This is a genomic window from Rhodococcus sp. RCBS9, from assembly GCF_029457415.1.
In the GTDB taxonomy this organism is placed as follows: domain Bacteria; phylum Actinomycetota; class Actinomycetes; order Mycobacteriales; family Mycobacteriaceae; genus Rhodococcus_F; species Rhodococcus_F qingshengii.
The window spans coordinates 203,981-227,233 of the sequence record NZ_CP120422.1; the positions used below are offsets into that span (position 1 = coordinate 203,981).

The 23,253-nt window shown below is 61.6% G+C and carries 22 protein-coding genes; 6 read left to right on the forward strand and 16 right to left on the reverse strand.

Annotated elements, in window-relative coordinates; genetic code table 11:
• The first annotated feature begins 47 nt into the window (after positions 1-47).
• Positions 48-2,627 carry an aminopeptidase N gene (pepN, locus tag P0M12_RS01065; RefSeq protein WP_204855911.1) on the forward strand — a complete coding sequence of 860 codons (2,580 nt, stop codon included), beginning with the start codon at positions 48-50 and terminating at the stop codon, positions 2,625-2,627.
• A gap of 71 nt (positions 2,628-2,698) precedes the next feature.
• Here pepN and P0M12_RS01070 read toward each other — a convergent pair whose 3' ends face one another.
• The 3 genes from P0M12_RS01070 to P0M12_RS01080 all read right to left on the reverse strand — a co-directional run bounded on the left by P0M12_RS01070 (position 2,699) and on the right by P0M12_RS01080 (position 4,273).
• On the reverse strand, positions 2,699-3,178 hold the full coding sequence (locus tag P0M12_RS01070) for a DUF5130 domain-containing protein (RefSeq protein ID WP_003944512.1): 480 nt from the start codon (positions 3,176-3,178) through the stop codon (positions 2,699-2,701).
• Positions 3,165-3,428, reverse strand: coding sequence for a hypothetical protein (locus P0M12_RS01075; protein ID WP_007730943.1), 264 nt, complete (start codon positions 3,426-3,428; stop codon positions 3,165-3,167). The genes P0M12_RS01070 and P0M12_RS01075 overlap by 14 nt, the downstream gene beginning before the upstream one ends.
• 146 nt (positions 3,429-3,574) lie before the next feature.
• Entirely contained in the window at positions 3,575-4,273 is a 699-nt protein-coding gene (locus P0M12_RS01080; protein WP_003944465.1) for an HNH endonuclease, read from the reverse strand.
• A gap of 182 nt (positions 4,274-4,455) precedes the next feature.
• Here P0M12_RS01080 and P0M12_RS01085 point away from each other — a divergent pair, with 182 nt between their 5' ends.
• Positions 4,456-4,863: a globin gene (locus P0M12_RS01085; protein ID WP_003944464.1), complete on the forward strand. Its 408-nt coding sequence runs from the start codon at positions 4,456-4,458 to the stop codon at positions 4,861-4,863.
• A 4-nt stretch (positions 4,864-4,867) separates the two neighbouring features.
• On the opposite strand, the gene P0M12_RS01090 is transcribed toward P0M12_RS01085, so the two are convergent.
• The gene (locus P0M12_RS01090) at positions 4,868-5,302 is read right to left on the reverse strand and encodes a cupin domain-containing protein (RefSeq protein WP_192712948.1); all 435 of its coding nucleotides are present in this window, start codon (positions 5,300-5,302) and stop codon (positions 4,868-4,870) included.
• A gap of 164 nt (positions 5,303-5,466) precedes the next feature.
• Between P0M12_RS01090 and P0M12_RS01095 the strand changes: the two genes are divergently transcribed.
• A complete protein-coding gene (locus tag P0M12_RS01095; protein WP_030536650.1) occupies positions 5,467-7,065 on the forward strand; it encodes a glycoside hydrolase family 13 protein in 1,599 nt (532 codons plus the stop codon).
• 28 nt (positions 7,066-7,093) lie between these two features.
• Here the strand turns inward: P0M12_RS01095 and P0M12_RS01100 are convergent, their stop codons facing one another.
• The 12 genes from P0M12_RS01100 to P0M12_RS01155 form a co-directional block, all read right to left on the reverse strand.
• The gene (locus tag P0M12_RS01100; protein WP_030536651.1) at positions 7,094-7,780 is read right to left on the reverse strand and encodes a hypothetical protein; all 687 of its coding nucleotides are present in this window, start codon (positions 7,778-7,780) and stop codon (positions 7,094-7,096) included.
• On the reverse strand, positions 7,773-8,192 hold the full coding sequence (locus P0M12_RS01105) for a thioesterase family protein (RefSeq protein WP_277377375.1): 420 nt from the start codon (positions 8,190-8,192) through the stop codon (positions 7,773-7,775). Before P0M12_RS01105 ends, P0M12_RS01100 begins: the two co-directional genes overlap by 8 nt.
• A complete protein-coding gene (locus P0M12_RS01110; RefSeq protein WP_277377376.1) occupies positions 8,189-13,036 on the reverse strand; it encodes an NAD-glutamate dehydrogenase in 4,848 nt (1,615 codons plus the stop codon). The genes P0M12_RS01105 and P0M12_RS01110 overlap by 4 nt, the downstream gene beginning before the upstream one ends.
• 99 nt (positions 13,037-13,135) lie before the next feature.
• Positions 13,136-13,555 (reverse strand): acyl-CoA thioesterase, encoded by a 420-nt coding sequence (locus tag P0M12_RS01115; RefSeq protein ID WP_003944475.1) that lies wholly within the window; start codon positions 13,553-13,555, stop codon positions 13,136-13,138.
• A gap of 4 nt (positions 13,556-13,559) precedes the next feature.
• Positions 13,560-15,239, reverse strand: coding sequence for an energy-dependent translational throttle protein EttA (gene ettA, locus P0M12_RS01120; protein ID WP_007730925.1), 1,680 nt, complete (start codon positions 15,237-15,239; stop codon positions 13,560-13,562).
• Between the two features lie 166 nt (positions 15,240-15,405).
• Positions 15,406-16,584: an acyl-CoA dehydrogenase family protein gene (locus P0M12_RS01125; RefSeq protein WP_042923855.1), complete on the reverse strand. Its 1,179-nt coding sequence runs from the start codon at positions 16,582-16,584 to the stop codon at positions 15,406-15,408.
• Positions 16,585-16,789: 205 nt separating this feature from the next.
• On the reverse strand, positions 16,790-16,951 hold the full coding sequence (locus P0M12_RS01130; RefSeq protein ID WP_277377377.1) for a hypothetical protein: 162 nt from the start codon (positions 16,949-16,951) through the stop codon (positions 16,790-16,792).
• Entirely contained in the window at positions 16,948-17,151 is a 204-nt protein-coding gene (locus P0M12_RS01135; protein WP_007733369.1) for a hypothetical protein, read from the reverse strand. The genes P0M12_RS01130 and P0M12_RS01135 overlap by 4 nt, the downstream gene beginning before the upstream one ends.
• Positions 17,148-17,552, reverse strand: a complete 405-nt coding sequence (locus P0M12_RS30410) for a TetR family transcriptional regulator (RefSeq protein WP_346772260.1) — start codon at positions 17,550-17,552, stop codon at positions 17,148-17,150. Before P0M12_RS30410 ends, P0M12_RS01135 begins: the two co-directional genes overlap by 4 nt.
• Before the next feature lie 6 nt (positions 17,553-17,558).
• The gene (locus P0M12_RS01145) at positions 17,559-18,353 is read right to left on the reverse strand and encodes an IclR family transcriptional regulator (protein ID WP_007733367.1); all 795 of its coding nucleotides are present in this window, start codon (positions 18,351-18,353) and stop codon (positions 17,559-17,561) included.
• Between the two features lie 317 nt (positions 18,354-18,670).
• Positions 18,671-19,717 carry a phosphotransferase family protein gene (locus tag P0M12_RS01150; RefSeq protein WP_007733366.1) on the reverse strand — a complete coding sequence of 349 codons (1,047 nt, stop codon included), beginning with the start codon at positions 19,715-19,717 and terminating at the stop codon, positions 18,671-18,673.
• On the reverse strand, positions 19,714-20,346 hold the full coding sequence (locus tag P0M12_RS01155; RefSeq protein WP_007733365.1) for a TetR/AcrR family transcriptional regulator: 633 nt from the start codon (positions 20,344-20,346) through the stop codon (positions 19,714-19,716). Before P0M12_RS01155 ends, P0M12_RS01150 begins: the two co-directional genes overlap by 4 nt.
• A gap of 175 nt (positions 20,347-20,521) precedes the next feature.
• Between P0M12_RS01155 and P0M12_RS01160 the strand changes: the two genes are divergently transcribed.
• Genes P0M12_RS01160 through P0M12_RS01170 form a run of 3 tightly spaced genes read left to right on the forward strand, consistent with a single transcriptional unit; the run spans position 20,522 to position 23,252 of the window.
• Positions 20,522-21,370, forward strand: a complete 849-nt coding sequence (locus P0M12_RS01160; RefSeq protein ID WP_277377902.1) for a CoA-transferase — start codon at positions 20,522-20,524, stop codon at positions 21,368-21,370.
• The gene (locus P0M12_RS01165; protein ID WP_042446091.1) at positions 21,367-22,125 is read left to right on the forward strand and encodes a CoA-transferase; all 759 of its coding nucleotides are present in this window, start codon (positions 21,367-21,369) and stop codon (positions 22,123-22,125) included. Before P0M12_RS01160 ends, P0M12_RS01165 begins: the two co-directional genes overlap by 4 nt.
• Entirely contained in the window at positions 22,122-23,252 is a 1,131-nt protein-coding gene (locus P0M12_RS01170; protein WP_042446094.1) for a nitronate monooxygenase, read from the forward strand. Before P0M12_RS01165 ends, P0M12_RS01170 begins: the two co-directional genes overlap by 4 nt.
• The last annotated feature ends 1 nt before the right edge of the window (position 23,253 follow it).

Genomic DNA, 23,253 nt, shown 5'->3' on the forward strand with positions numbered 1-23,253 from the left:
TGATGGGATGGACGTAATAGATCCGCACCATCTACGAGGAGATCTTTGTGGTCGCACCGAACCTGACACGCGAAACCGCAGCGCAACGGTCAGCAATCCTGACCGTCGAGAACTACCTGATCGAACTCGATCTCACCGACGGCAAAGACGCACCCGGCGAGGAGACGTTCTCCTCGAAGACCACCGTCACGTTCACCGCCACGGCCGGAGCAAGCAGCTTCATCGACATCGTCGCGGCCAGAGTCCATTCCGCGGTCCTCAACGGCACCGCGCTCGACGTCTCCGGCTACGACGAGTCGACGGGCATCAGCCTGCCCGACCTCGCTGCCGACAACGAGTTGGTCATCGAGGCCGATTGCATCTACTCCCACACCGGCGAGGGACTGCACCGATTCGTCGACCCGACCGATGACTCCGTCTACCTCTATTCACAGTTCGAGACGGCCGACGCCAAGCGCATGTTCGCGTGCTTCGATCAGCCTGATCTCAAGGCCACGTTCGACGTCCGCGTCACCGCTCCCACGTCGTGGAAGGTCATCTCCAACTCCGCGGTCGTCGAGACCCTTGCCGCCGATCCCGGCAAGCACGTTTTCCGGACCACCCCGAAGATGAGCACGTACCTGGTGGCGCTCATCGCCGGTCCCTACGCGCAGTGGACCGACAACTACTCCGACGAGCACGGCGACATCCCGCTCGGAATCTTCTGCCGCGCTTCGCTGGCCGAGTTCATGGACGAGGAGCGACTGTTCACCGAGACCAAGCAGGGATTCGACTTCTACCACCGCAACTTCGGTGTTCCCTATGCTTTCGGCAAGTACGACCAGCTCTTCGTCCCCGAATTCAATGCGGGCGCGATGGAGAATGCCGGCGCCGTGACATTCCTCGAGGACTACGTCTTCCGTTCCAAGGTGACCCGCTACTCGTACGAACGTCGTGCCGAAACGGTCCTGCACGAAATGGCGCACATGTGGTTCGGCGACCTCGTCACGATGGCGTGGTGGGACGACCTGTGGCTCAACGAGTCGTTCGCGACCTTCGCTTCGGTCCTGTGCCAGACCGAGGCCACGGAGTACACGAACGCCTGGACGACGTTCGCCAACGTCGAGAAGTCGTGGGCGTACCGCCAGGACCAGTTGCCGTCGACGCACCCGATTGCCGCGGACATTCCGGACCTGGCCGCCGTCGAGGTGAACTTCGACGGCATCACGTACGCGAAGGGCGCCAGCGTCCTCAAGCAGTTGGTGGCATACGTCGGACTCGAGCCGTTCCTCGCCGGACTGCGTGAGTACTTCCGTGAGCACGCATTCGGAAACGCAACCTTCGACGATCTGCTGGGCTCACTCGAAAAGTCCTCGGGCCGTGACCTTTCCGACTGGGGTCGGCAGTGGCTCAAGACCACCGGTTTGAACATCCTGCGCCCCTACTTCGATGTCGACGCAGACGGAAAGTTCACCCGCTTCGCCGTCCTGCAGGACGGTGCTGCACCAGGCGCCGGCGAGCGGCGAATCCACCGGATCGCCATCGGCATCTACGACGACGTCGACGGCAAGTTGGTACGAAGCCATCGCGTCGAACTCGACCTCGATGCTGTGGAAAGCACGGATGTCCCCGAACTTGTCGGCGTCGCCCGCGGTGCACTCGTGTTGGTCAACGACGATGATCTCACCTACGGCTCCGTGCGACTCGATCCCGAATCGTTGGCGACGGCGATCGAGCGGGTCGGCGACATCACCGACTCACTCCCCCGCACCCTGGTCTGGTCGGCGGCGTGGGAAATGACCCGTCAAGCCGAACTGAAGGCACGCGACTTCGTCGCGCTGGTCGAGCGCGGCATCAGTTCGGAGACCGAAGTCGGTGTGGTGCAACGTCTCTTGCTCCAAGCCCAAACCGCCATCGGCTCCTACGCAGATCCGACCTGGGCCGAGGCCGAAGGCGCGGCGAGCTTCGCCAATCGGTTGCTCGAGCTCGCACGTGAGGCAGAGGCCGGGTCCGACCACCAGCTGGCATTCGTCAACGCACTCACCGGCGCAGCACTCTCCCCGTGGCACACCGAGGTACTGCGCGAATTGCTCGACGCCGATCCCTCCACCGTTGGGCTCGACGGCCTGATCGTCGACACGGACCTGCGCTGGCGCATCGTCGGGGCACTCGCGGCCGCCGGTGAGATCGACGCCGAAGGAACCACAACTCCGTTCATCGACGCCGAAGCTCAGCGTGACCCGACCGCTGCGGGCGCTCGTCAAGCCGCGGCGGCCGCGGCCGGACGTCCGCAGGCCGCTGTCAAGGAAGAGGTCTGGGCGAAGGTCGTCGGCGACGACTCCGTGCCCAACATCACCGCGCGATCGATCATCGGCGGGTTCGCTCGCGAAGGCCAGGACGAATTGCTCGAGCCCTTCGTCTCCCGCTACTTCGCCGATATCGCGGCGGTGTGGGAACGACGCTCGAGCGAAGTGGCACAGACCGTCGTCATCGGGCTGTACCCGTCGTGGTCGATCTCGGACGAATCCGTAGCGGCAGCAGACCGGTTCCTCGAAGGCGACATCCCTCCCGCGTTGCGTCGCCTGGTCGTCGAAGGCCAGGCCGGCGTGGTTCGTTCACTCGCAGCACGAAAGTTCGACGCGAGCTGACATGCGAAAGGCCGGTGCCCGCGTCGATTCTCACGAATCGACGCGGGCACCGGCCTGTGTCTGACAAACAGTTACGGCGCTGAAATTGCGGCTGCCATAACGCGGATGGCACTGATCAGTCCGTCGATCAGATTGCCTTCACTGAAGGATGCAACAGCTGCCGTTGCTCCGAGCTGGGTAACACGATCGGTGACCCGATCGGCGATTGCCCGACCGCTGCGAACCTCGACGGTGCGCTGGTTGGGCGAAACGGCGATCAGGACGGAACGCTCGGCTTCGGGCGTGGTCGGGAACAATGCGTCGGCACCCGCTGCCGGATCAGAACCGAGATCACCGACGTACGCGTTGAACCGCACCTTGGTGGCCCGCGTCGCTTCGGTCATCGCGACGTCGAGCGCGACCAGATCCATGGTCTCGAACGGAAGATCGTCGGTGAACGGCTCGCCGATGCGATGCACACCGGATACGCGTCCACTGGACGTGACGACGCTGCCGACGGGCAGGTCCTCGGGCGCTACTGCGAGCGCGGTCGAATGATCACCACTTGCCACTTGCGGACCCTCCGATCAGATCAGCCGAACCGGCTTCGATTGCGTGTGCACTGCCGTGATGGCCACCGCGAACGGTGACCTCGTCGACAGCACTCCACAGCACGGGAGCGTGATCCCACGACTCACCGAGATGGAACGCCGGCGGAACCGGTCCCGGCGTCTTCTTCCCGAGGAAGGACGCAGCCGCGAAGAACGCGGTGATCAAGGCCGGAATCCCAACGTATATCAGTACTACCTCGAGAATGCTCACACCAGATAACGTAGCCCAGAACGCCAGGAAGGAAAGCGTCAGGGCCACAAATTCTCGGGCAATTTCGTTTCGGTGACGCTAGAACTCAATTCAGGCTGCGCCCACGCCGACACATAGCTCAGGCTGCGCCCACGCCGACACATAGCTCAGGCTGCGCCCACGCCGAGATAAGGCATCCACGCCGGATGCAATTCCTTGGTCGCCGCGAGCAGACGCCAGTGAGGTCCGGACGGCGGGACCAATTCCGCACGGAGGGTCCATCCGAGTTCGCTGAGCATCTTGTCGGCCTTGCGGTGATTGCAGGGGGCACAGCACGCGACGCAGTTCTCCCACGAATGCCCGCCACCTCTGCTGCGAGGAACGACGTGGTCGATGGTTTCGGCTTTGGCTCCGCAGTACGCACATCGGAAGTGGTCACGATGCATCAGCGCGGCACGAGTCATGGGGATGCGGGCGCGATACGGAACGCGCACGTAGGTGCGCAATCGAATGACCGAGGGAACCTGCACCGACCAGTCCGCGGAATGGACTACCGGGCCCTGTTCGTCCTCGTGAACGGTATCGGCCTTGCCGCAGGCCATCAGTACGACCGCGCGCCTGGCAGGAAGGGCGGTCAGCGGTTCGTACGTGACGTTGAGCAGTAGCACCCGACGTTTCACCCACTCGGGGACGACGCGATCGGGAGGGAACATCTCGAGGTGAGAATGCTCGTCGGAAAAGAGTGGGTCAGCAGTGTGCGCGAACCCGTCAGGAACAACTTCCAGAACAGCCCCTAACGCGTGGTCGTTCCGCGCGCTAGTGGGCTGGAGTTGTCGGTGATTGCGTGCAGCATGTCGGTTCTTCATACGACCTCCGGGAGACTGCCCCCAAGTTGACCACGGATGATCGCGTTACGCACTCCCATTTCGAACAAAATTGCCAGGACGGCCGGTGAATTTCCGGTGAATGGGTACGCACTCCGACTCGATACAACCGTCGTCGACCCGGAAACCGACCACTACGGCCGTCAGGCACAATGGAACTTGCCATGAATGACGTACAGCACGACGTGCAGCAGACCTTCTACGACGCCGTCGGCGGAGCCGAGACGTTTCACAAGCTCACCGCGCGATTTTACGAAGAAGTCGCGAAGGACGAGGTTGTACGCCCGCTCTACCCCGAGGCCGACCTCGGCCCGGCCGAGCGGCGGATGCGGATGTTCCTCGAGCAGTACTGGGGCGGACCGCACACGTACTCGGAGGAGCGTGGACACCCGCGTCTGCGGATGCGCCACAATCCATTCGTGATCGGCCCGATCGAGCGTGATGCGTGGCTGCGGTGCATGCACGTCGCCATCGCGTCCATCGACGAGAAGACTCTTAGCCCGGTGCACCGCAAGCAGTTGATCGACTACATGGAGATGGCTGCCGCGTCCATGGTGAACTCCGCTATCTGACCGTCTACTCAGCCTTCGGCCTGAACACGCGCGCGACCCGGCGGGCTGCTCGTACCCCGAACGACACCGTGGGATGCAGGGGCGAACTCAAGATTGCATGCTTGCGCACGTACTCTTCGACCTCCCACTCCGACCAACTGCCCGCACGGAAGAGTGCGGCATCGCCGACACTCAGGGTTCGCTCGGCGATTCCGTCGGCCTGAACGGTGACCGACCCTTCGATGATGTGCACGATTTCGTCCGCGTGGAAGTACCAGCGGAAGCGCCCCTTCGTGCAATCCCAGACGTGTGTAGTCGTGGTCCCGTCTTTACTCGCCGACCATTGCGCCGACCGTGCAACCGGTGTGCCGAAGATTATCCAGTCGCGGTTGATCGGATCATCTTCGAGCAGTACATGATCCAAACTGACCGCTTCGATTGCCGACAAAGTCAAGGCCAAGCCCCCTTGGTTGAATTCCCGAATACTTCTCCCCCGGCAGTAACACCAAAGTTGCCACATGGTGTCACCGCGTGAATGCAAAGTACACCAAGGCTAGGTAAAGAGTCACGCTTTTGCCGTGTCCAAGTCGTGAGAGTGCCAGACGTTTGGCACTATGAACTGCTGTGAGCACCCCCGCGGATTCGTCCTCTGTAAGCCGGCCCGAAGCCCCGTGGTGGAACGAGGCGGTCTTCTATCAGATCTATCCGCGTTCTTTTGCCGATTCGGGCAGCGACGGTATCGGCGACCTCGGCGGAGTCGAGGAGAAACTCGGCTACCTCGAACTGCTCGGCATCGATGCAATCTGGTTGAGCCCGGTGATGAAGTCACCGATGGCAGACCACGGCTACGACGTCTCGGATCCTCGCGACATCGATCCCTTGTTCGGCGATCTGGCGACGATGGATTCACTGATCACGTCAGCCCACGAACGCGGAATCAAGGTCACGATGGACCTGGTCCCGAACCACACGAGTGATCAGCACGAGTGGTTCAAGGCAGCCCTGGCGTCGGCGCCCGGTTCTGCGGAGCGATCCCGTTACATCTTCCGCGACGGCAAAGGTGAGAACGGCAACGAACCGCCGAACAACTGGCCGAGCATCTTCGGCGGCCCGGCGTGGACCCGCGTCACCGAAGCCGACGGAACACCCGGCCAGTGGTACCTGCACATCTTCGCCAAGGAACAGCCCGACCTGAACTGGGACAACCCCGAGGTCTTCGACGACCTCGCCAAGACTCTGCGGTTCTGGCTCGAGCGCGGAATCGACGGATTCCGCATCGACGTGGCCCACGGAATGGCCAAGCCCGACGGTTTGCCGGACCACGACTGGGAGCTCAACGAGCTCATGCGCAATTCCGACGACGACCCGCGGTTCAACAACCCGGCAGTTCACGAAATCCACCGCGGCATCCGCAAGGTCATGGACGAGTTCCCGGAGGCGATGACCGTCGGCGAGATCTGGGTGAAGGACAACCAGAAGTTCGGCGAATACATCCGGCCAGACGAACTGCATCTCGGATTCAACTTCCGACTTGCAGAAACCGAATTCTCCGCCGAGTCCGTCCGGGAGGCCGTGGAGAACTCTCTTGCGGCCGTCGCCGAGGTCGGGGGTGTGCCCACGTGGACGCTGTCGAATCACGACGTCGAACGTGAAGTCACGCGCTACGGCGGGGGTGAGATCGGAACGCAACGCGCACGGGCGATGATCCTCGTCGAACTGGCGCTTCCGGGCGCGAGCTTCATCTACAACGGAGCCGAACTCGGCCTGCCGAACGTCGACCTGCCCGACGAGGCACTACAGGACCCGGTCTGGGAACGATCCGGACATGCCGAGCGAGGACGCGACGGCTGCCGAGTGCCCCTTCCGTGGGAAGGAAGCGAACCCCCGTTCGGATTCACCACCGGTGCGAGCACCTGGTTGCCGATGCCACGCGAGTGGTCGACACTCACGGTGGAGGCGCAGATCGAGGACGTCGACTCGATGCTCTCGCTTTATCGCGCCGCCCTCGAACTTCGTAGCGCCAGGCCGGAGTTCTCCGGCGCCGACATCGATTGGTACGGCAGTCCCCCCGGCTGCCTCGCTTTCCGTCGACGCGGTGGTCTGATCTGTGCTCTCAACACCACGGAGGTGCCGATCGCACTGCCGAGCGGGCAGCTACTGTTGAGCAGCGCACCACTCGTCGACGGTCAACTACCCGTCAACGCTGCGGCGTGGCTGATCTGAGAGAACACCGCACCCGCCACCTGAACTCCTATCGTGCGACCATCAGCGGTATCGAACCACCGCGGTGACGGTAGATCGAACCGAACCGTGCATCGAGCCGCACCCAGGATTTGCTCGCCCGCACCCGAACCAGTTCCGAGGCGTCGATCTGCTCGAGGTCGATGTCGGCGGTCATCGCCTCGGACCCGGCGTGCGGAACGAATCCCATTGCGGTCAAGGCAAAAACAACCCGCATCGAGATCCCGACCGTGCCGGACGGACCACTGACCTCGAGCACGTCCTGATCGAGCAACGACGCCGGCGGACCGTGACTACTTCCATGCTCGAGCGCCAAGGCGTTGCCCCGCTGCGCCAGTTCGATCAGCACCCGGGCGGGTACGTCGTCCAGGTGCTCGAAGCCGTCCATCGGCGGCAACGCCCCACGCCACGCCGAATCCATGGCGAACCCCGGATCGATCAGCTCACTTGTCGCCTGCTCCACCGCCGAGAGCAACTGATCGCCGGCAGCCGAGGTGTCGTCAGGGTTGATGGTGCCCGCCACGGTTCGCGTAGCGAGTGCGTCGAAACCCGTTGACGCCCAGACGCTCAGGTGAGCATCTCCGCGTCGACGCATCCGGATGACCGTGGACTCGTCCAAACGCAAGGCATGACCGATGAAGCCGGCCAAGTTCTTTCGCTCGGCCTCCTCGGGCACGGTCAGTACACGTTCATGCACGTTGCCAGTTCTCCAAGTACTCGCGCTCGGGCCCGCTGAGGCGACGCAAACGTTGAGTGTCGATATCGAAGGCCGCGATCTGAGTCGACGCCACGATGGACGGCGGGACACTGAGATCCGCACCGCGGGGGCGAACCTCGTACGCGATGGTGAAGTCCACCGCGCGCACCTTTTCCACCCACATGAAGACGTCGAGCGGCGAATCGTCGTGCCGCAGTTGACCGCGATAACGCACGTGGAGATCGGCAATCACGGCCCCGTCACGCAGGGTGACCGTCGGGCGCGAGTCTTCGAACAACCAAGGAATCCGCGCCTCTTCGAGCAACGTCACCATCCGTGCGTGGTTGATGTGTTGGAAGGCATCCATGTCGGACCACCGAACCACAACTTCGGCGTGGAATCCTTCGCTCAACGTCCTACCTCCGATCGGGTGCCCATGCTGCGCACCATGCTACGAACCTGACGCGCCGCCACCGAGAGCGTCGCGAGGTCAAGCGTCCCAGACTCGAAGATCTCGACGAGAGCTGCCCTCGCCCGGCTCAGACGCGAGGCGTTGGTCGACTCCCATTCGTCGATCTTCTCCTGCGGCGACTCCCCCGGCTCGCCGCCGGCCAGAACCTCCATCGTCAGCTGCCGAAGCGAACTGTAGAGGTCGTCTCGCAACGCGAGCCTCGCGAGCGAGTGCCATCGATCGCCGCGCTCGAGTCCCGAGACCGCGCTCAGCAACCAGTCGATTCCCAGATGCGCGTCCAAGGCGTAGTACAGCTCCGCAACTTCGGCGATGTCGTGATCTGCGATGTCGGCGATATCCGCGATGTCGAGCAGGCAGTAGACGTCGAGCAGTCGGAACACGTCCAGCGCCAACGCTTCCGGAGCCCCGCGATCGATCACCGATTGAGCCCGCACCAGCAGATCGTCGAGTTGATGGCCCGCAAGCAGCCCCGGGACCAGAGGTGCCGTAGCCCGATACGCCGCCGAGTAACGCGCAACCTCGGCGCCGACGGCGATCGGCTGGGGCCGATTGGCCAGGAACCACCGCGACGCGCGGTCGAGCAAGCGGCACGACTCCACGATCAACTCGTTTTCGATCTCTGCACTGACGCCCGCCGAGCGGATTCGCGACCACACCTCGTCGAGCGCAAACACCTCTCGCACAGCGGCGTAGGCACGGATCGAGTCCGTACTGCTCGCTCCGGTCTCCTCGGCCAAGCGGTAGGCGTACGTGATTCCGCCGTTGTCGATCACTTCGTTCACGAGCATCGTCGCGACGATCTGCCGCCGCAACGGGTGTGCCTTGATCTCCGTTTCGAACCGATCGCGAACAGCGGTCGGGAAGTACTGCGGGATCTGCTGGGCGAAGAAATCGTTGTCCGGCAACTCGGTTGCGAGCAGATCGTCCTTGAGTGAAAGCTTCACGTGCGCCGTCAGCGTCGCCAATTCCGGCGACGTCAGACCCACACCGGCCTCGAGTCGACGCTCGATCTCCTTGTCGGTCGGCAACGCCTCGAGCTTGCGGTCAAGGCCACGTGCCTTGGTCAGATCCGTCAACTGACGGCGGTGAACACCGAGCATCTGAGAAGCGGTCACGCGGGAGATTCCGAGCAGCGCGTTCTGAGCAATGTTGTCCGCCAACACCAGCGCCGCCACGTCGTCGGTCATCGACGCCAGCAACGGATTCCGTTCCTGCGTGGGCAGTAACTGCGAACGCACGAGCGAATCGAGAAGAATCTTGATGTTCACTTCGTGATCGGAGCAGTCGACGCCGGCCGAGTTGTCGATGGCGTCGGTGTTGATGTGACCGCCGCTGGCGCTGAACTCGATTCTTCCCAGAGCAGTGACGCCGAGGTTGCCGCCCTCCCCGATCACCTTGACCCGCAGATCTTGACCGTCGACACGCACGGCGTCGTTACTCTTGTCGCCAACCTGCGCATTGGTCTCGGTCGACGCTTTGACGTATGTACCGATTCCGCCGTTCCACAGCAGATCCACCGGTGCCGACAGAATCGCCTGCATCAATTCCGGCGGCGAGAGCTTCGTGACCCCCTCGGCCAGACCCAGTGCGATCCGGACGCTTTCGGCGATCGGAACCGACTTGACCGTGCGGTCCCAGACGCCGCCACCTTCACTGATCAGGCTCTTGTCGTAGTCGGCCCATGACGACCGTGGCAACTCGAAAAGTCGTTGACGTTCGACGAACGAGCTCGCTGCATCCGGGTTCGGATCGAGGAAGATGTGTCGATGGTCGAACGCGCCCACCAGACGGATGTGCCGACTGAGGAGCATTCCGTTGCCGAACACGTCTCCGCTCATGTCGCCGACGCCTACCGTCGTGAAATCCTCGGTCTGCGTGTCGACCCCGAGTTCGCGGAAGTGCCGCTTGACGCTTTCCCAGGCGCCGCGAGCGGTGATACCCATGCCCTTGTGGTCGTATCCCACGGAGCCACCGGAGGCAAACGCGTCGCCGAGCCAGAAGTCGTACTTGGCGGCAACCGAATTGGCGAGATCCGAGAACGTCGCCGTGCCCTTGTCCGCGGCGACCACCAGGTAGCGATCCTGATCGTCCTTGCGCACCACTCGATCCGGCGTCACAACTTCGCCGGTAGCCGCGTGCACGTTGTCGGTGATGTCGAGCAATCCGGAGATGAACGTGGTGTAGCAGGCCTTGCCGGTTTCCAGCGTCGCCATTCGATCAACGGCCGGATCACCCGTCGGCAGAGGCGGATTCTTCACGACGAAGCCGCCCTTGGCGCCGACCGGCACGATCACCGCGTTCTTGACGGCCTGAGCCTTCACCAAGCCGAGCACCTCGGTGCGGAAATCCTCGCGCCGGTCGGACCAGCGGAGCCCGCCGCGCGCGACTGCGCCGAATCGCAGGTGGACGCCTTCGACCTCGGGTGAGTACACGTAGATCTCGAAAGCCGGCCGCGGCTTGGGCAACTCGCTGACCCGTGAGGGATCGAGCTTGACCGACAGGTAGTCGCGAGAGCGGCCATCGGCGTCGACGACGTAGAAATTGGTACGCAAGGTCGCCTTCACCAAGGAGAACATTCCACGCAGAATGCGATCGGCATCCAAGCTGAGTACCTCGTCGATGGACGCACGCAACTGCTCGTCCAATTCGGCGACGCGAATGTCGTCCTGCTTCTCGGGGTCGAACATCGCCTCGAACAACTGCACCAATGCAAACGCGGTCTGCGGGTGTGTAAGCGCGATTCCTTCGATGTGGAACTGACTGTACGGAAATGTGGCCTGGCGCAGATACTTTGCGTAAGCACGCAGCACCACGGCTTGCCGCCAGGACATTCCGGCCCGCAGCACCAACTCGTTGAATCGGTCAGCTTCGGCCCGGCCGAACCAGACTGCACCGAATGCAGCCGTGAATCGCTTCTGGACCTCGGTCAGCGGGGCGGTACTGGTCTCGAGCGGCACCTGCGCATCGAGGTCGATCTCGACCGACGCCCGAAGATCCGCCGGTACCGACAATCCGAAATCGTAGATCCAGCACTGAACGCCGTCGAGTCGCTGCACGACGTGCGGCCGCTCGTCGAGAACTTCGACGCCGAGTGACTGCAGCACCGGTAGCACCTGGCTCAACGAGATACCGTCGCCGCCGACGAAGAGCGTGAAGCGCCAGGCACCGGGCGCGGAGTCCACAGCACGATAGAGCAGTACGTCGATCGCGCCTGGCGCCAACGCCTCGAGTCGGGCGATGTCGGCCAACGCGCGTGACGGTTCGAAGTCCTCCTTGTATCCATCGGGAAGCACCCGCGAATACCGCTGCACCAGTTCCGGATCCACACCCGGACTTTCACGAACAAGGTCGTTGATGCGGTCGTCCCAGCTACGACTGACTTCGGTCAACAGAGCCTGAACTCGCTCGCGGTTGGCCTCGGAGACATCCAGATGAACCGGCTCACTGTCCGGATCGCGCCGGATCGTCACGTGCAACAGCGCAAGATCGTTCTCGGTAACCCGGGCGGTGTAATCGACTGTGCCTGGTCCGAATTCGCGCCACAGCAGGTTTTGCATCGCCAGTCGCACCCGCGTCGTGTACCGGTCGCGGGGTAGGTACACCAAGCAGGACACGAAGCGTCCGAACGTGTCCTCGCGGACAAAGAGTCGCACCTGTCGACGCAGCCCGATGCTGTGCACGGCGTGGACGGTCTCGAACAAGGTCTCGGCGTCGCTCGAGAACAACTCGGTGCGTGGGAACGACTGGATGACCTCGAGCATCGCCTGACCGGAGTACGAATGCAGGTCGACACCGGCACGCGCGATGACTTCGCGAACGCGGCGCTCGATCAGAGGAATCGCGAGGACGTTCTCGTGGAGTGCGACCACGGTGAACACACCCAGGAATCTGTGCTCCCCCACGATGTTTCCCTCGTCGTCGAGGATCGAGACACCCACGAAGTACGGGTAGACAGCGCGGTGCACCGTGGCGGGGAACGATCCCTGCGTCAGGACCAGAAGCGGTCGATCCGGGAGATCTGCGACGGGAGGCAAACTCATCGGGCCTTCGGTGACCGCGTCGGAGCGCAGCACGCCGAGCCCGCTGCCGGCGACCGTGCGTGAACCGTCCTTCGTACCCTCGAATCGCCGGTATCCGAGCACGGCATAGTTTCCGTCCGCCATCCACCGCAGCAGCCGAGCGGTATCGGAGAATTCTTCGGGGGTGATCCTCCCGGAGGCAGTTTCTGCAGCACTCTCCAACTCGTCGGCAACGCGCAGTTGCAATGCCTTCATGTCCGGGGTGTCACCAACCACCTGGCGGACGTCCGCGAGCACCTTGCCGAGGTGTGCTTCGATCGCGTCGAGAGCGGAATCCTCGACTTCGGAGTCCAACTGGACGTGCATCCAGGATTCTTGGATACCGCTGTCGCCCAAGGACATCAGATTGCCCGAGTCATCGCGTTCAACCGTCAGGATCGGATGGGCGAATTGACTGATTCCCACACCTTGTCGGTTGAGCATCGCGGTAACGGACTCGACGAGCAACGACATGTCGTCGGTGACGATCTGGACGGCAGCGCCGAGACCCTCGGATCCTGACGGGCGGTACACACGCCATACGGCCGTGCCCGGGGTCCGCTGCCTCCCGAGCGCAAGATGCGCGAGCAGGACTCGATCCGATCGACCGTTGATGACGTCGTCGCTGTCACCCTCGTCGATATGCGTGAAAAAGGCCTCGCGAAGACGCGTCAACAACGTCGCTTCGTCGAGGCCTGTGCCCTGCTGCCGTACACGGTCTGTCATTCCTGGCTCACATCCTTGTGGGTTCTGATCGCCGCGACCAATCTCTGACTCGAGACTAGCCGCGGCAACCAGTACCTAGGGTGAACTGAGAAACGAAATCTACGATGTCGTCATCTGAACAAGCGATGCTTCGAGCACCGCGCGTTCGCTGTCCGCCAGCGGTCTGGACTTTTCGGACACCGTGTCGAATCCGACCATCAACGCGTCGCCGAAAGCGCATTCGACACCCGCGTTGTCACGGATGACGTGCCGAACCGTGAACGAGGAAGTCCCGACGTGAGTCGTGAAGATCTCCACATTCAAGGGACCGGACCGATCGGTGACCGGCTTGAGGAACTCGACGGTCATCTTTCGAACCACGAGGTATCCCGGCCGGCCGCCGAGCGGCGCCAGTTTCGCTTCCAGGAACTGGATGCGCGCTTCCTGCATGTACTCGACGTAACGCGTGTTGTTGACGTGACCCAACCGGTCGGAATCGCCCCACCGGACCTGGATCTGCGCTGTGTATACGTCGGACACCGGATCAGTCCCTGGTGAGCTTGCGGTGAGTCACGCGGTGCGGGCGTGCGGCGTCGGGGCCGAGTCGCTCGACCTTGTTCGCCTCGTAGCCCTCGAAGTTGCCCTCGTACCAGTACCAAGCTGCCTCGTTGTCGCCGAAGCCACCTTCCCACGCGAGGATGTGGGTACAAGTCCGGTCCAGGAACCAGCGATCGTGCGAGATCACGACGGCGCAGCCGGGGAACTCTTCGAGAGCGTTCTCCAGCGAGCCGAGGGTTTCGACGTCGAGGTCGTTGGTGGGCTCATCGAGCAGGATCAGGTTGCCGCCCTGCTTGAGCGTCATCGCCAGGTTCAGGCGGTTGCGCTCACCACCGGAGAGGACGCCGGCCGGCTTCTGCTGATCGTGGCCCTTGAAACCGAACGAGCTGATGTACGCGCGCGAGGGGAACTCGGTCTGGCCGACGACGATGAAATCGAGCCCGTCGGACACGGTCTCCCAGACCGTCTTCTTGGGGTCGATTCCGGAACGGTTCTGGTCGACGTAGCTCAGCTTGACCGTCTGACCGATCTTGACCTCACCGGCGTCAGGCTCCTCGAGACCGACGATGGTCTTGAACAGCGTCGTCTTACCGACGCCGTTGGGGCCGATGACGCCGACAATTCCGTTGCGCGGCAACGTGAACGAGAGATCCTTGATCAGAACGCGACCGTCGAAGCCCTTGTCGAGGTTCGAGACCTCCACGACCACGTCACCCAGGCGCGGCGGTGCCGGGATCTGGATCTCGTCGAAGTCGAGCTTGCGCGTCTTCTCTGCTTCGTTCGCCATTTCCTCGTAGCGATCGAGACGAGCCTTGTTCTTGGCCTGGCGGGCCTTGGCGCCGGAACGAACCCATGCGAGCTCGTCCTTGAGGCGCTTCTGCAGCTTCTGATCCTTCTTGCCGGCAACTTCGAGGCGTGCAGCCTTCTGCTCCAGGTAGGTGGAGTAGTTGCCCTCGTACGGGTACAGGCGTCCGCGGTCTACTTCACAGATCCACTGCGCGACGTGATCGAGGAAGTAACGATCGTGAGTCACGGCGAGGATTGCGCCGGGGTAAGCAGCGAGGTGCTGCTCGAGCCACAGGACAGATTCGGCGTCGAGGTGGTTGGTGGGCTCATCGAGGAGCAGGAGGTCGGGCTTGCTCAGCAGCAGCTTGCAGAGCGCAACGCGTCGCTTCTCACCACCGGAGAGGTGGGTGACCATCTCTTCCGGCGGGGGGCAGCGCAGGGCGTCCATAGCCTGCTCGAGCTGCGAGTCGATCTCCCACGCATCTGCGTGATCGAGCTTCTCCTGCAGCTCGCCCATCTCTTCCATGAGCTCGTCGGAGTAATCCGTAGCCATCAGCTCGGCGATCTCGTTGTACCGCTTGAGCTGGACCATCGTCTCTCCGAGACCGTCCTCGACGTTCTCGCGAACAGTCTTGGTCTCGTCGAGCTCCGGCTCCTGCATGAGGATGCCGACGGTCGCGCCCGGAGCCAGGAATGCCTCGCCGTTGCCCGGCTGGTCCAGTCCGGCCATGATCTTGAGGATGCTGGATTTACCAGCGCCGTTCGGTCCGACGACACCGATCTTCGCGCCGGGGTAAAAGCTCATCGTGACGTCATCGAGGATGACCTTGTCACCGTGCGCCTTGCGCACCTTCTTCATCGTGTAAATGAACTCAGCCATGACCGCCAGCCTATCGGTGTTTGCCCTATAACCCACATTGCGCGTTGGCCGTCACTCCGATGCGGGTTCTGCGGACAGTCCGAGGTCATCGACCAGATTCACCGAAATGCTCATCGACCCCCACGAAAACCGCGATGGGGACACCTCCGGGTGTCCCCAGGACGGCTCAGATCATTGCCCTGTGGATGCCCTTCGGCTCGCCACCGAGCTGCGAGAGCGTCGACGCATGGAAAATGGAACCGGGTACATGGATCGCGTGCGCCAAACCGGCATGCGCATCACGCCAGAACCGCTGCATCGGCGTGCTCAACTGCAAAGCCCCACCACCGGAACGAGCAAAGATCTCGTCCACCGCCCGCACCGCCCGCCACGCCGCAGCAGTCTGCGTACGGCGACCGATCGCACGAAGCTCGAACGAAACTTCCTGCCCCTTCTCCGTCATGTCCCAGAAACGATCCACCGTCTCCAAGATCGCAGCCCGAGAAGCAGCGATCTCGGCCGCAGCCTCACCGATCGCGAACAGCACGTACGGATCTTCCTTGATCGGAACACCACTGACCGTCACACGCTCACGCTGCGCCGCCATGTTGCACGCCAACGCACCTTCGGCGATACCGATCAACGACGAAGTGATCCCCAACGGGAAAATGCACGAGAACGGGAACTTGTACAACGTCTCCGTACGACCCGCTTCCTTCCACGCCGTCCCGTCGAAAACCTTTCCGGCGTCGATCGTGCGGTACGTCGGCAAGAACGCATCCTTGACGATCAGATCCTTCGACCCCGTACCGCGCAGACCCACGACATTCCAGCTGTCCTGGTCGATGTCGTAATCCGAACGCGGCAACAACACGTGCAGAATCTTCGGCGGCATCAACGGCTTACCGGACTCGTCACCGACCATCGCACCGATCATGATCCAGTCACAATGATCGGTACCGGACGAGAACGACCAACGACCGTTGAGGATGTACCCACCCTCGACCGGCCTCGCCACACCCATCGGCGCATACGGCGACGCCATCCACGTATCAGGATCGGTTCCCCACACCTCTTCCTGAGCCTTGCGGTCGAAGAACGCAAGCTCCCACGGATGCACACCGACGATGCCGCTGACCCAGCCCGTGGCACCATCCATCGCACCGATAGCCATTGCCGTCTCGGCGAATTCACGCGGATGCGCCTCGAGGCCTCCGAACTCCTTCGGCTGCAACATCCGGATGACGCCGGCGTCGCGCAAACGCTTCGCGCTGCCGTCCGTCAAGCGCATCAGCTTGTCGCCCTCGACCCCGTCGGCGCGGATCTCGTCGGCGAACTGTGAGATGTTGTCCAGAACCTGACCCATGATCTTCCGCCTCCATTGATAGCCCGCCAACCTTCAATAAAGTAGAACACGTTCTAGAAAAATGCGGAAGTAGAACGGCCAGTTCGTTCAGCGCCGATCAATACGAATGCGACAAGGCCAGTGGCGTTCAGGTCGACACGTGCCCCAGTCCCGCGGTCAGAATGCGAATACACCTCATCGCAACTTCCGCAGGCGAGCCGTCGCCCTACGCCGGGGAGTCCCCGTCAACCCACGCGACAACGGCCATCCGCTGGGCCGTGTTCGCTGCAATTGCAAGCAAACGCACTTCCAGTGGGTCTGCGCCGGGTCCCATCAAATCACGCAGTACGGGCACCAATGCAGTCTCGGTGTCGTTGACCAAGCTCACCACGCGTTCCGAAGCGCCGGATCGCCAGGAACAATCCTTTGAAGTCGGCGAATCAACGCAATCGCATCGGGTGTTGCAGCAGGTGAATTCAGTGCGACGCGGGCGGCGGATGCCAGCACCTGAACAACAGGCGTACCCGGCGAACTGGACGCGATATACCCGAGCCATTCGTCGATCCCGTTGGCGAGTATCGGCCTCACCGCATCTTCCTTCGTCCGAAGTATCGATAGAACGTGCGAAGTCCGATTCCAGCTGCGCGTGCAATGCCCTCGGCAGTCACCGGATTCTCGCCGCGAAGGACAAAAAGCTCTGCAGCACAACGTGATATCTCCAACTTTGCCTGCTCCTTCCGCCGTTGGGTGAGCGACGGGGAGTTAGACACTGAACCATGCTCATGCCAGTATCGCACGGTGCGCCACCGTGCTTCGGAGTCGAACAGGAAGAACCCTGGCATCGGCTGCGGAAGCCATGAACCGTCCACTTCGCCTTCGATCAGTTCCGCCACCGACTGGACATCGAGACGCCAGGCCAGCCTCGTCTCACCCCCATCGCCATTTGACGCGATTCGAGGCGGCAGCGCAGGACCAAGTCTACGGATCATCGACGTTCACGAACGCATACGCCTGGGTCCCGCCGACGGCAACGCTCGCAGTTCACGCATGGTGCGTTGAACATCGAAATGTGTCGCAGTTTGGCCAACCGCCCCCCAAATCGATGACGCTACAAGGCGGACAGGTACCGCACTTCGGTAGTCGAGTTTGAGCATCGCGGACGGACCGGAAACAGCAACGGCAGCAATCGCGTTTCCTTGCGGCCCAACCGGTGCAGCAACGCAATTGAGGCCGGGACTCAACAGCCCCGCGCCGTACGCTACGCCGGTATCACGTATTCGACTGAGTTCCTGCCTTAGAGTCATCGGCGCTTCAGCACCCACAGGGGAGCCTCCGAACGCAAGGAGCGCACGTCCAAGAGCCGACCTGTCGGCCGAAGAACGTTCGCCGACACGAGTAGGAACTACACCGGACAGCATTCCGCCGATCTTGTCGAGGTAAACGACATCCGGCGCGTCCAGCACTCCGAACTGCACTACCAGTCCGGTCACTCGATGCAACTCGCGGAGGAAGGGCAAAGCGACCGAATACAATCGATCCTGTTGTATTGCAAGGCTTCCCAGCTCCATCAATCTGATTCCAAGGCAGTAATCAGTGCCATCCCGCCGGAGCCACTTCTTGGCGACGAGCTGCTCGAGCATGCGATGCACCGACGAACGAGGCAAGCCGGTAATTCGCGAAACTTGACTGAGAGTGAGCTGTCCGGACACTTCGAAAGCATCCATGACCGACGCCAGTCGATCCAGGAACCCCGCCGGGGTCGTAGCGTCTGCACGAGCGGAAGCTTGCATGCGAATTCCTTGAAGTCATTCCCACAATTTATGGTGCATGTGGGGCACGTGGAGCCGAAAAGCGCTACCGGGCTTACTGGTTACGGCCCGCTGCAACAGCACCGCGACACCAGGCCGTCCGTCACCGTCGGATGTTCGAACGATCTCAGTGTGACAAATTGTGCCATGTTGACATCGGGTGTGAAGAGAAAAACCTCAGGAGCATTCACAGAAGGCTCACGGTGGACGTTAACGCCGCAACATGAACAGAGAAGGGCGAAATACGTTGCCCCGGCAGCATATTCCACTAGACCAGAAAGTCGCACGGAAGATTTCCGTCAAATCCGTTGGGCCATTCGCCACGCTTGTGCCGCAAGCCTGTCCGCCTGGGCGCCGAACGATTCCGCCGACCGCTCGATTTCGCCCATCGCGCCACGTAGCGTGCGGCTGTACACACCCTCGACAATGCATGCGATCTTCCACCAGTTGAACGCAATGTAGAAGTCGATATTGAAGTCCGCATCTTGTTGGGCCGCAGAGATATAGACGTCCAACAGCTCATCACGCGACGGAAAACCTTCGATTCGAGTCGGAGCATTCTCCAATGCACAAACATCGTCATCGGGTTCGGCCCAATAGACCAACAGTTGGCCCAGGTCTGCCAAGGGGTCACCCACCGTGGCCAGTTCCCAATCCAGTATTCCGGCGATCACGCCGTCGGCGCCGACAATGCAGTTGTCAAGGCGAAAGTCACCGTGCACGACGCTGCTACTGCACTGAGGGGGAATATTTCGAGACAACTTGGCATGTGTGCGTTCGAGGTCGAGGCTATCTCGCACACGATCACCCTTCCAGTTCCGCAACCACCGATTCAACTGACGATCGATGTAGTCCGTCCGATCGGCCAGAGCATTCCATCCGATCTCACGAGGGTCGACCGAGTGCAGGGCGGCAAGATTGCGAACCAGTTCCGCGGCCAATCCGGCTCGCGTTTCGTACGGGATTTTCGCGCGTACTACCTCCGGATCACGCAGGACTGCGCCGTCGATGAAGTCCATGACAAAGAACGGAGCACCAGTCACAGATTCGTCAATGCACTTGCCTACAACGATCGGTGACGGAACCGGCACGTTCTGCAGTCGCTCGAGAATGTCAGCTTCGCGAATTACATCATGGGCGGATGCATGCCTGATTCCGAGCGGGGGTCGACGTAGCACCCATCGAGAACCTGCCTCGTCGCTCACCGAGTAAGTCAGGTTCGAGCGTCCACCGGCGATCCGTTCGAATTCGAGCAATCCTTGCGTGGCATCGGGCAGATACTCACGGAACCACGCCGCCACCAGGGGCTCACACAAACCGTTGTCGCCCTGCGGTGCCGGGTTCACGACCTCACACCCTCTCGCGCGGGACCACTTCCGACAGATGCTGATTTCAGCGGCGCATCGATGCCGTCGAGAAACACCGAAACGACGGCATCGGCGAGCTCTGAAAGACCGAACTCCTCTGTGGGGCTGAACCATCGGAGCGACAACCACACAGCGTCGCGAATCAGTCCGTAGAGAATCTCCGCCGGCAGGTCCGATCGAAACTCGCCTGCGCTCATTCCGGATTCGATAACAGCGATCCAGGCGTCCTTGGTGCTACGGGCGGCCTCACGGATGTCGTGATAGGAGTCAAGTTTCCGGAGATAGGTGCTGTTGTTCTGATAGATCTCGGAGGCGTGTGGGTGCGCCTGACTGACCTGAAACGAAGCTCGAACCAGCGAACCGAGGCGAGTACGTGGGTCACCGGCAGATTCCAGGATCGACCCGTATGCGCTCGTGAGCGCCTGAAGATATTGTGTGACAATCGTATTCGCGATTGCATCCTTCGATGGGAAGTAGTGATAAAGGCTTCCGGACAGGATTCCCACCGCATCAGCGATATCGCGAACTTTGGTGCCCGCGATCCCCTTGGTGGCAAACAGTTCTGCAGCCTGTTCGAGTATCAAGTCGTGACGATCCGACCATTCCATTCAAGTCCTCCTGACGAGTCTTCACGTGTCACCTCTGACGAGGTTGCAATTTTGACTCTATACCGCGAATCAAACGTTTGCTACAGTCGCTCCGTACCGCGTAGCAAACGTTTGATACGAGACTTTGAGCGCTCGTGAAATACCAGGAGAGGACGGACGCGTGTCGGACAAGACAATGTCGGAAGCAGATGTCGTAAGTCGACTGAGATCGGGAATGACAATCGGAATCGGCGGGTGGGGTTCGCGCCGGAAGCCGATGTCACTCATCCGAGAGATCCTCAAGTCAGAACTGACCGATCTGACCGTTGTGTCGTACGGCGGAGTTGATGTGGGGTTGTTGTGCGCAGCCGAAAAGGTTCGAAAGGTTGTGTTCGGTTTCGTCTCGCTGGACTCGATCCCCCTGGACCCTCACTTCAGAGCAGCCCGACAGGCTGGTCGTATCGAGGTCAGCGAATACGACGAAGGCATGCTCCAATGGGGCCTGTACGCGGCCGGGATCCGTATGCCCTACCTGCCGACTCGCGCGGGACTCGGTTCCGACGTCCTCCGGGTGAATCCGGAACTGCAGACGATCGTCGATCCTTATGCGGGCGAATCATTGGTTGCGATGCCGGCGCTCCCCCTCGATGCCGCGCTGGTACATATGAACCGCGCGGACATGCATGGCAATGCCCAATACCTCGGGCCGGACCTGTACTTCGACGACCTGTTCTGCCTAGCTGCCGAATCGGTCTATGTCTCTTGCGAACAAGTGGTTCCCACTGCGGAGTTGACCGCGGATGCACATCCGTCGACGATTCGAATTCCCCGGTTGCTTGTATCGGGAGTCGTTCACGCTCCAGGTGGTGCGCATTTCACATCCTGCGTACCCGAATACGATCGTGACGAGGCTTTCCAACTCGAATATGCCACTGCAGCAAAAGATCCAGAAGCTTGGCAACGCTTCGTGGACCGATATCTGTCCGGCTCCGAGGCCGACTACCAGAGACTCGTCGCTGCGGAATTCGAAGGAGTGCCGGCATGAGTGACGCCACTCGGGCAGAGGTCTGCGCGATCGCGTGCGCCGAGGCGTACCGAGGCAACGGTGAAGTGATCGCGAGCGCATTCGGCGTGATACCTGCAATCGGTGTGCGATTGGCGCGTCACACTTTCGAACCCGATCTCGTTTTGTCCGACGGAGAAGCGTCAGCCGTGCGCGGCACGTGGGCCGTCGACCGAACTCCGGCAGGCGAGGTCGAATCGTGGTTGCCCTTCAACCAGATCTTCAATCTCGTCTGGAATGGCAAACGGCACATCATGATGATTCCCACGCAGCTCGATTCCTATGGGAACTGCAACATCTCCGCGATAGGTGATCATTCGCGGCCGACAGTGCAACTCTTGGGAGTCCGCGGAGCGCCGAGCAATACCGTGCATCACCCGACAAGTTACTGGGTGCCGAAACACAGTGCACGCGTCCTCACTTCACAGGTCGACATGGTTTCCGGTGTCGGAAACGACAATGCACGCAAGGCCGGACCGTCGGCCAGCCGATACCACGAGTTACGACGAGTTGTCACAAATCTCGCAGTTCTGGACTTCGAGCCGGATAGCGGACAGTTGCGTCTGGTGTCGACTCACCCCGGCGTAACCGTCGACGAAGTAGTAGCCGCAACCGGGTTCGAACTCCACCTGCCCAAAGCCGTACCCACTACTCGAACCCCCACAAGCGAGGAACTCGACCTGATTCGCAACGTCATCGATCCACGGAACCTACGTGACAAGGAAGTACCGGCATGACCGTGCTGAACTCAGGTACCGGGCCACTGCACACCCGTATCTGCGAACTCTTCGGTGTGAAGTATCCGATTGTGCAGACCGGCATGGGGTACGTCTCGGACGCCCGACTTACGGCGGCCACAACCAAAGCCGGCGGTTTGGGAATCATCGCCGGGGCGATGCTGACCTACGACGAACTCGTCAGCGCCATCGATTACGTCAAAGACCGCACCGACCAACCATTCGGCGTGAACTTGCGAGCCAACCAGGACGACATCGATCGCAGAATCAAACTTCTCATTCGATCGGGGGTCAAGATCGCCTCCTTTGCGCTCGCACCGAACCAGGCGCTGATCGGCCGACTCAAAGATGCAGGCCTTGTTGTCGTGCCGTCGATCGGAGCTCGCAGACATGCCGAGAAAGTTGCAGCGTGGGGAGTTGACGCAGTTGTCGTTCAAGGCGGCGAGGGCGGCGGACACACAGGCGCAGTCCCCACGAGTTTGCTTCTGCCACAGGTAGTCGACGCCGTCGACATCCCCGTTATCGCGGCAGGCGGATATTTCGACGGCCGAGGTCTCGTCTCAGCACTCGCCTACGGTGCGGACGGAATCGCGATGGGGACTCGCTTCATGCTCACCAGCGATTCACCGGTGTCTCAGGCAGTCAAAGATGTCTATCTCTCGAAGTCGGTCAACGACACCGTGGTCACACTCGAGATCGACGGGGTTCCTCAGCGTGTGCTGCGCGCAGGAACGATCGATCAACTCGAATCAAGCCACGGACCGACGCGCATGTTACGTGCTGCCCGCAATGCTGTTGCTTTCCAACGTCTCTCGGGAACACCCTGGTCGAAGTTGATACGTGAAGGCCTGGAAATGCGGAAGAGCCACGAACTCGGCTGGCGGCAAGTTGTGATGGCCGCCAACGCACCGATGCTGTACCGATCCGCACTCCTCGACGGCCGCACGGATATCGGAGTCATGGCGACCGGGCAGGTCGTCGGACTGATCGACGACATCCCCAGTAGCGCAGAACTCGTCGAACGCATCATGCAGGACGCGGAGGCCGTCCTTGCTCGACTCACACCCGCACCCGAATTGGACAGTCGAGTCTTGTCAACTGAAAACGTGAAAGGAACAACGAACTGAA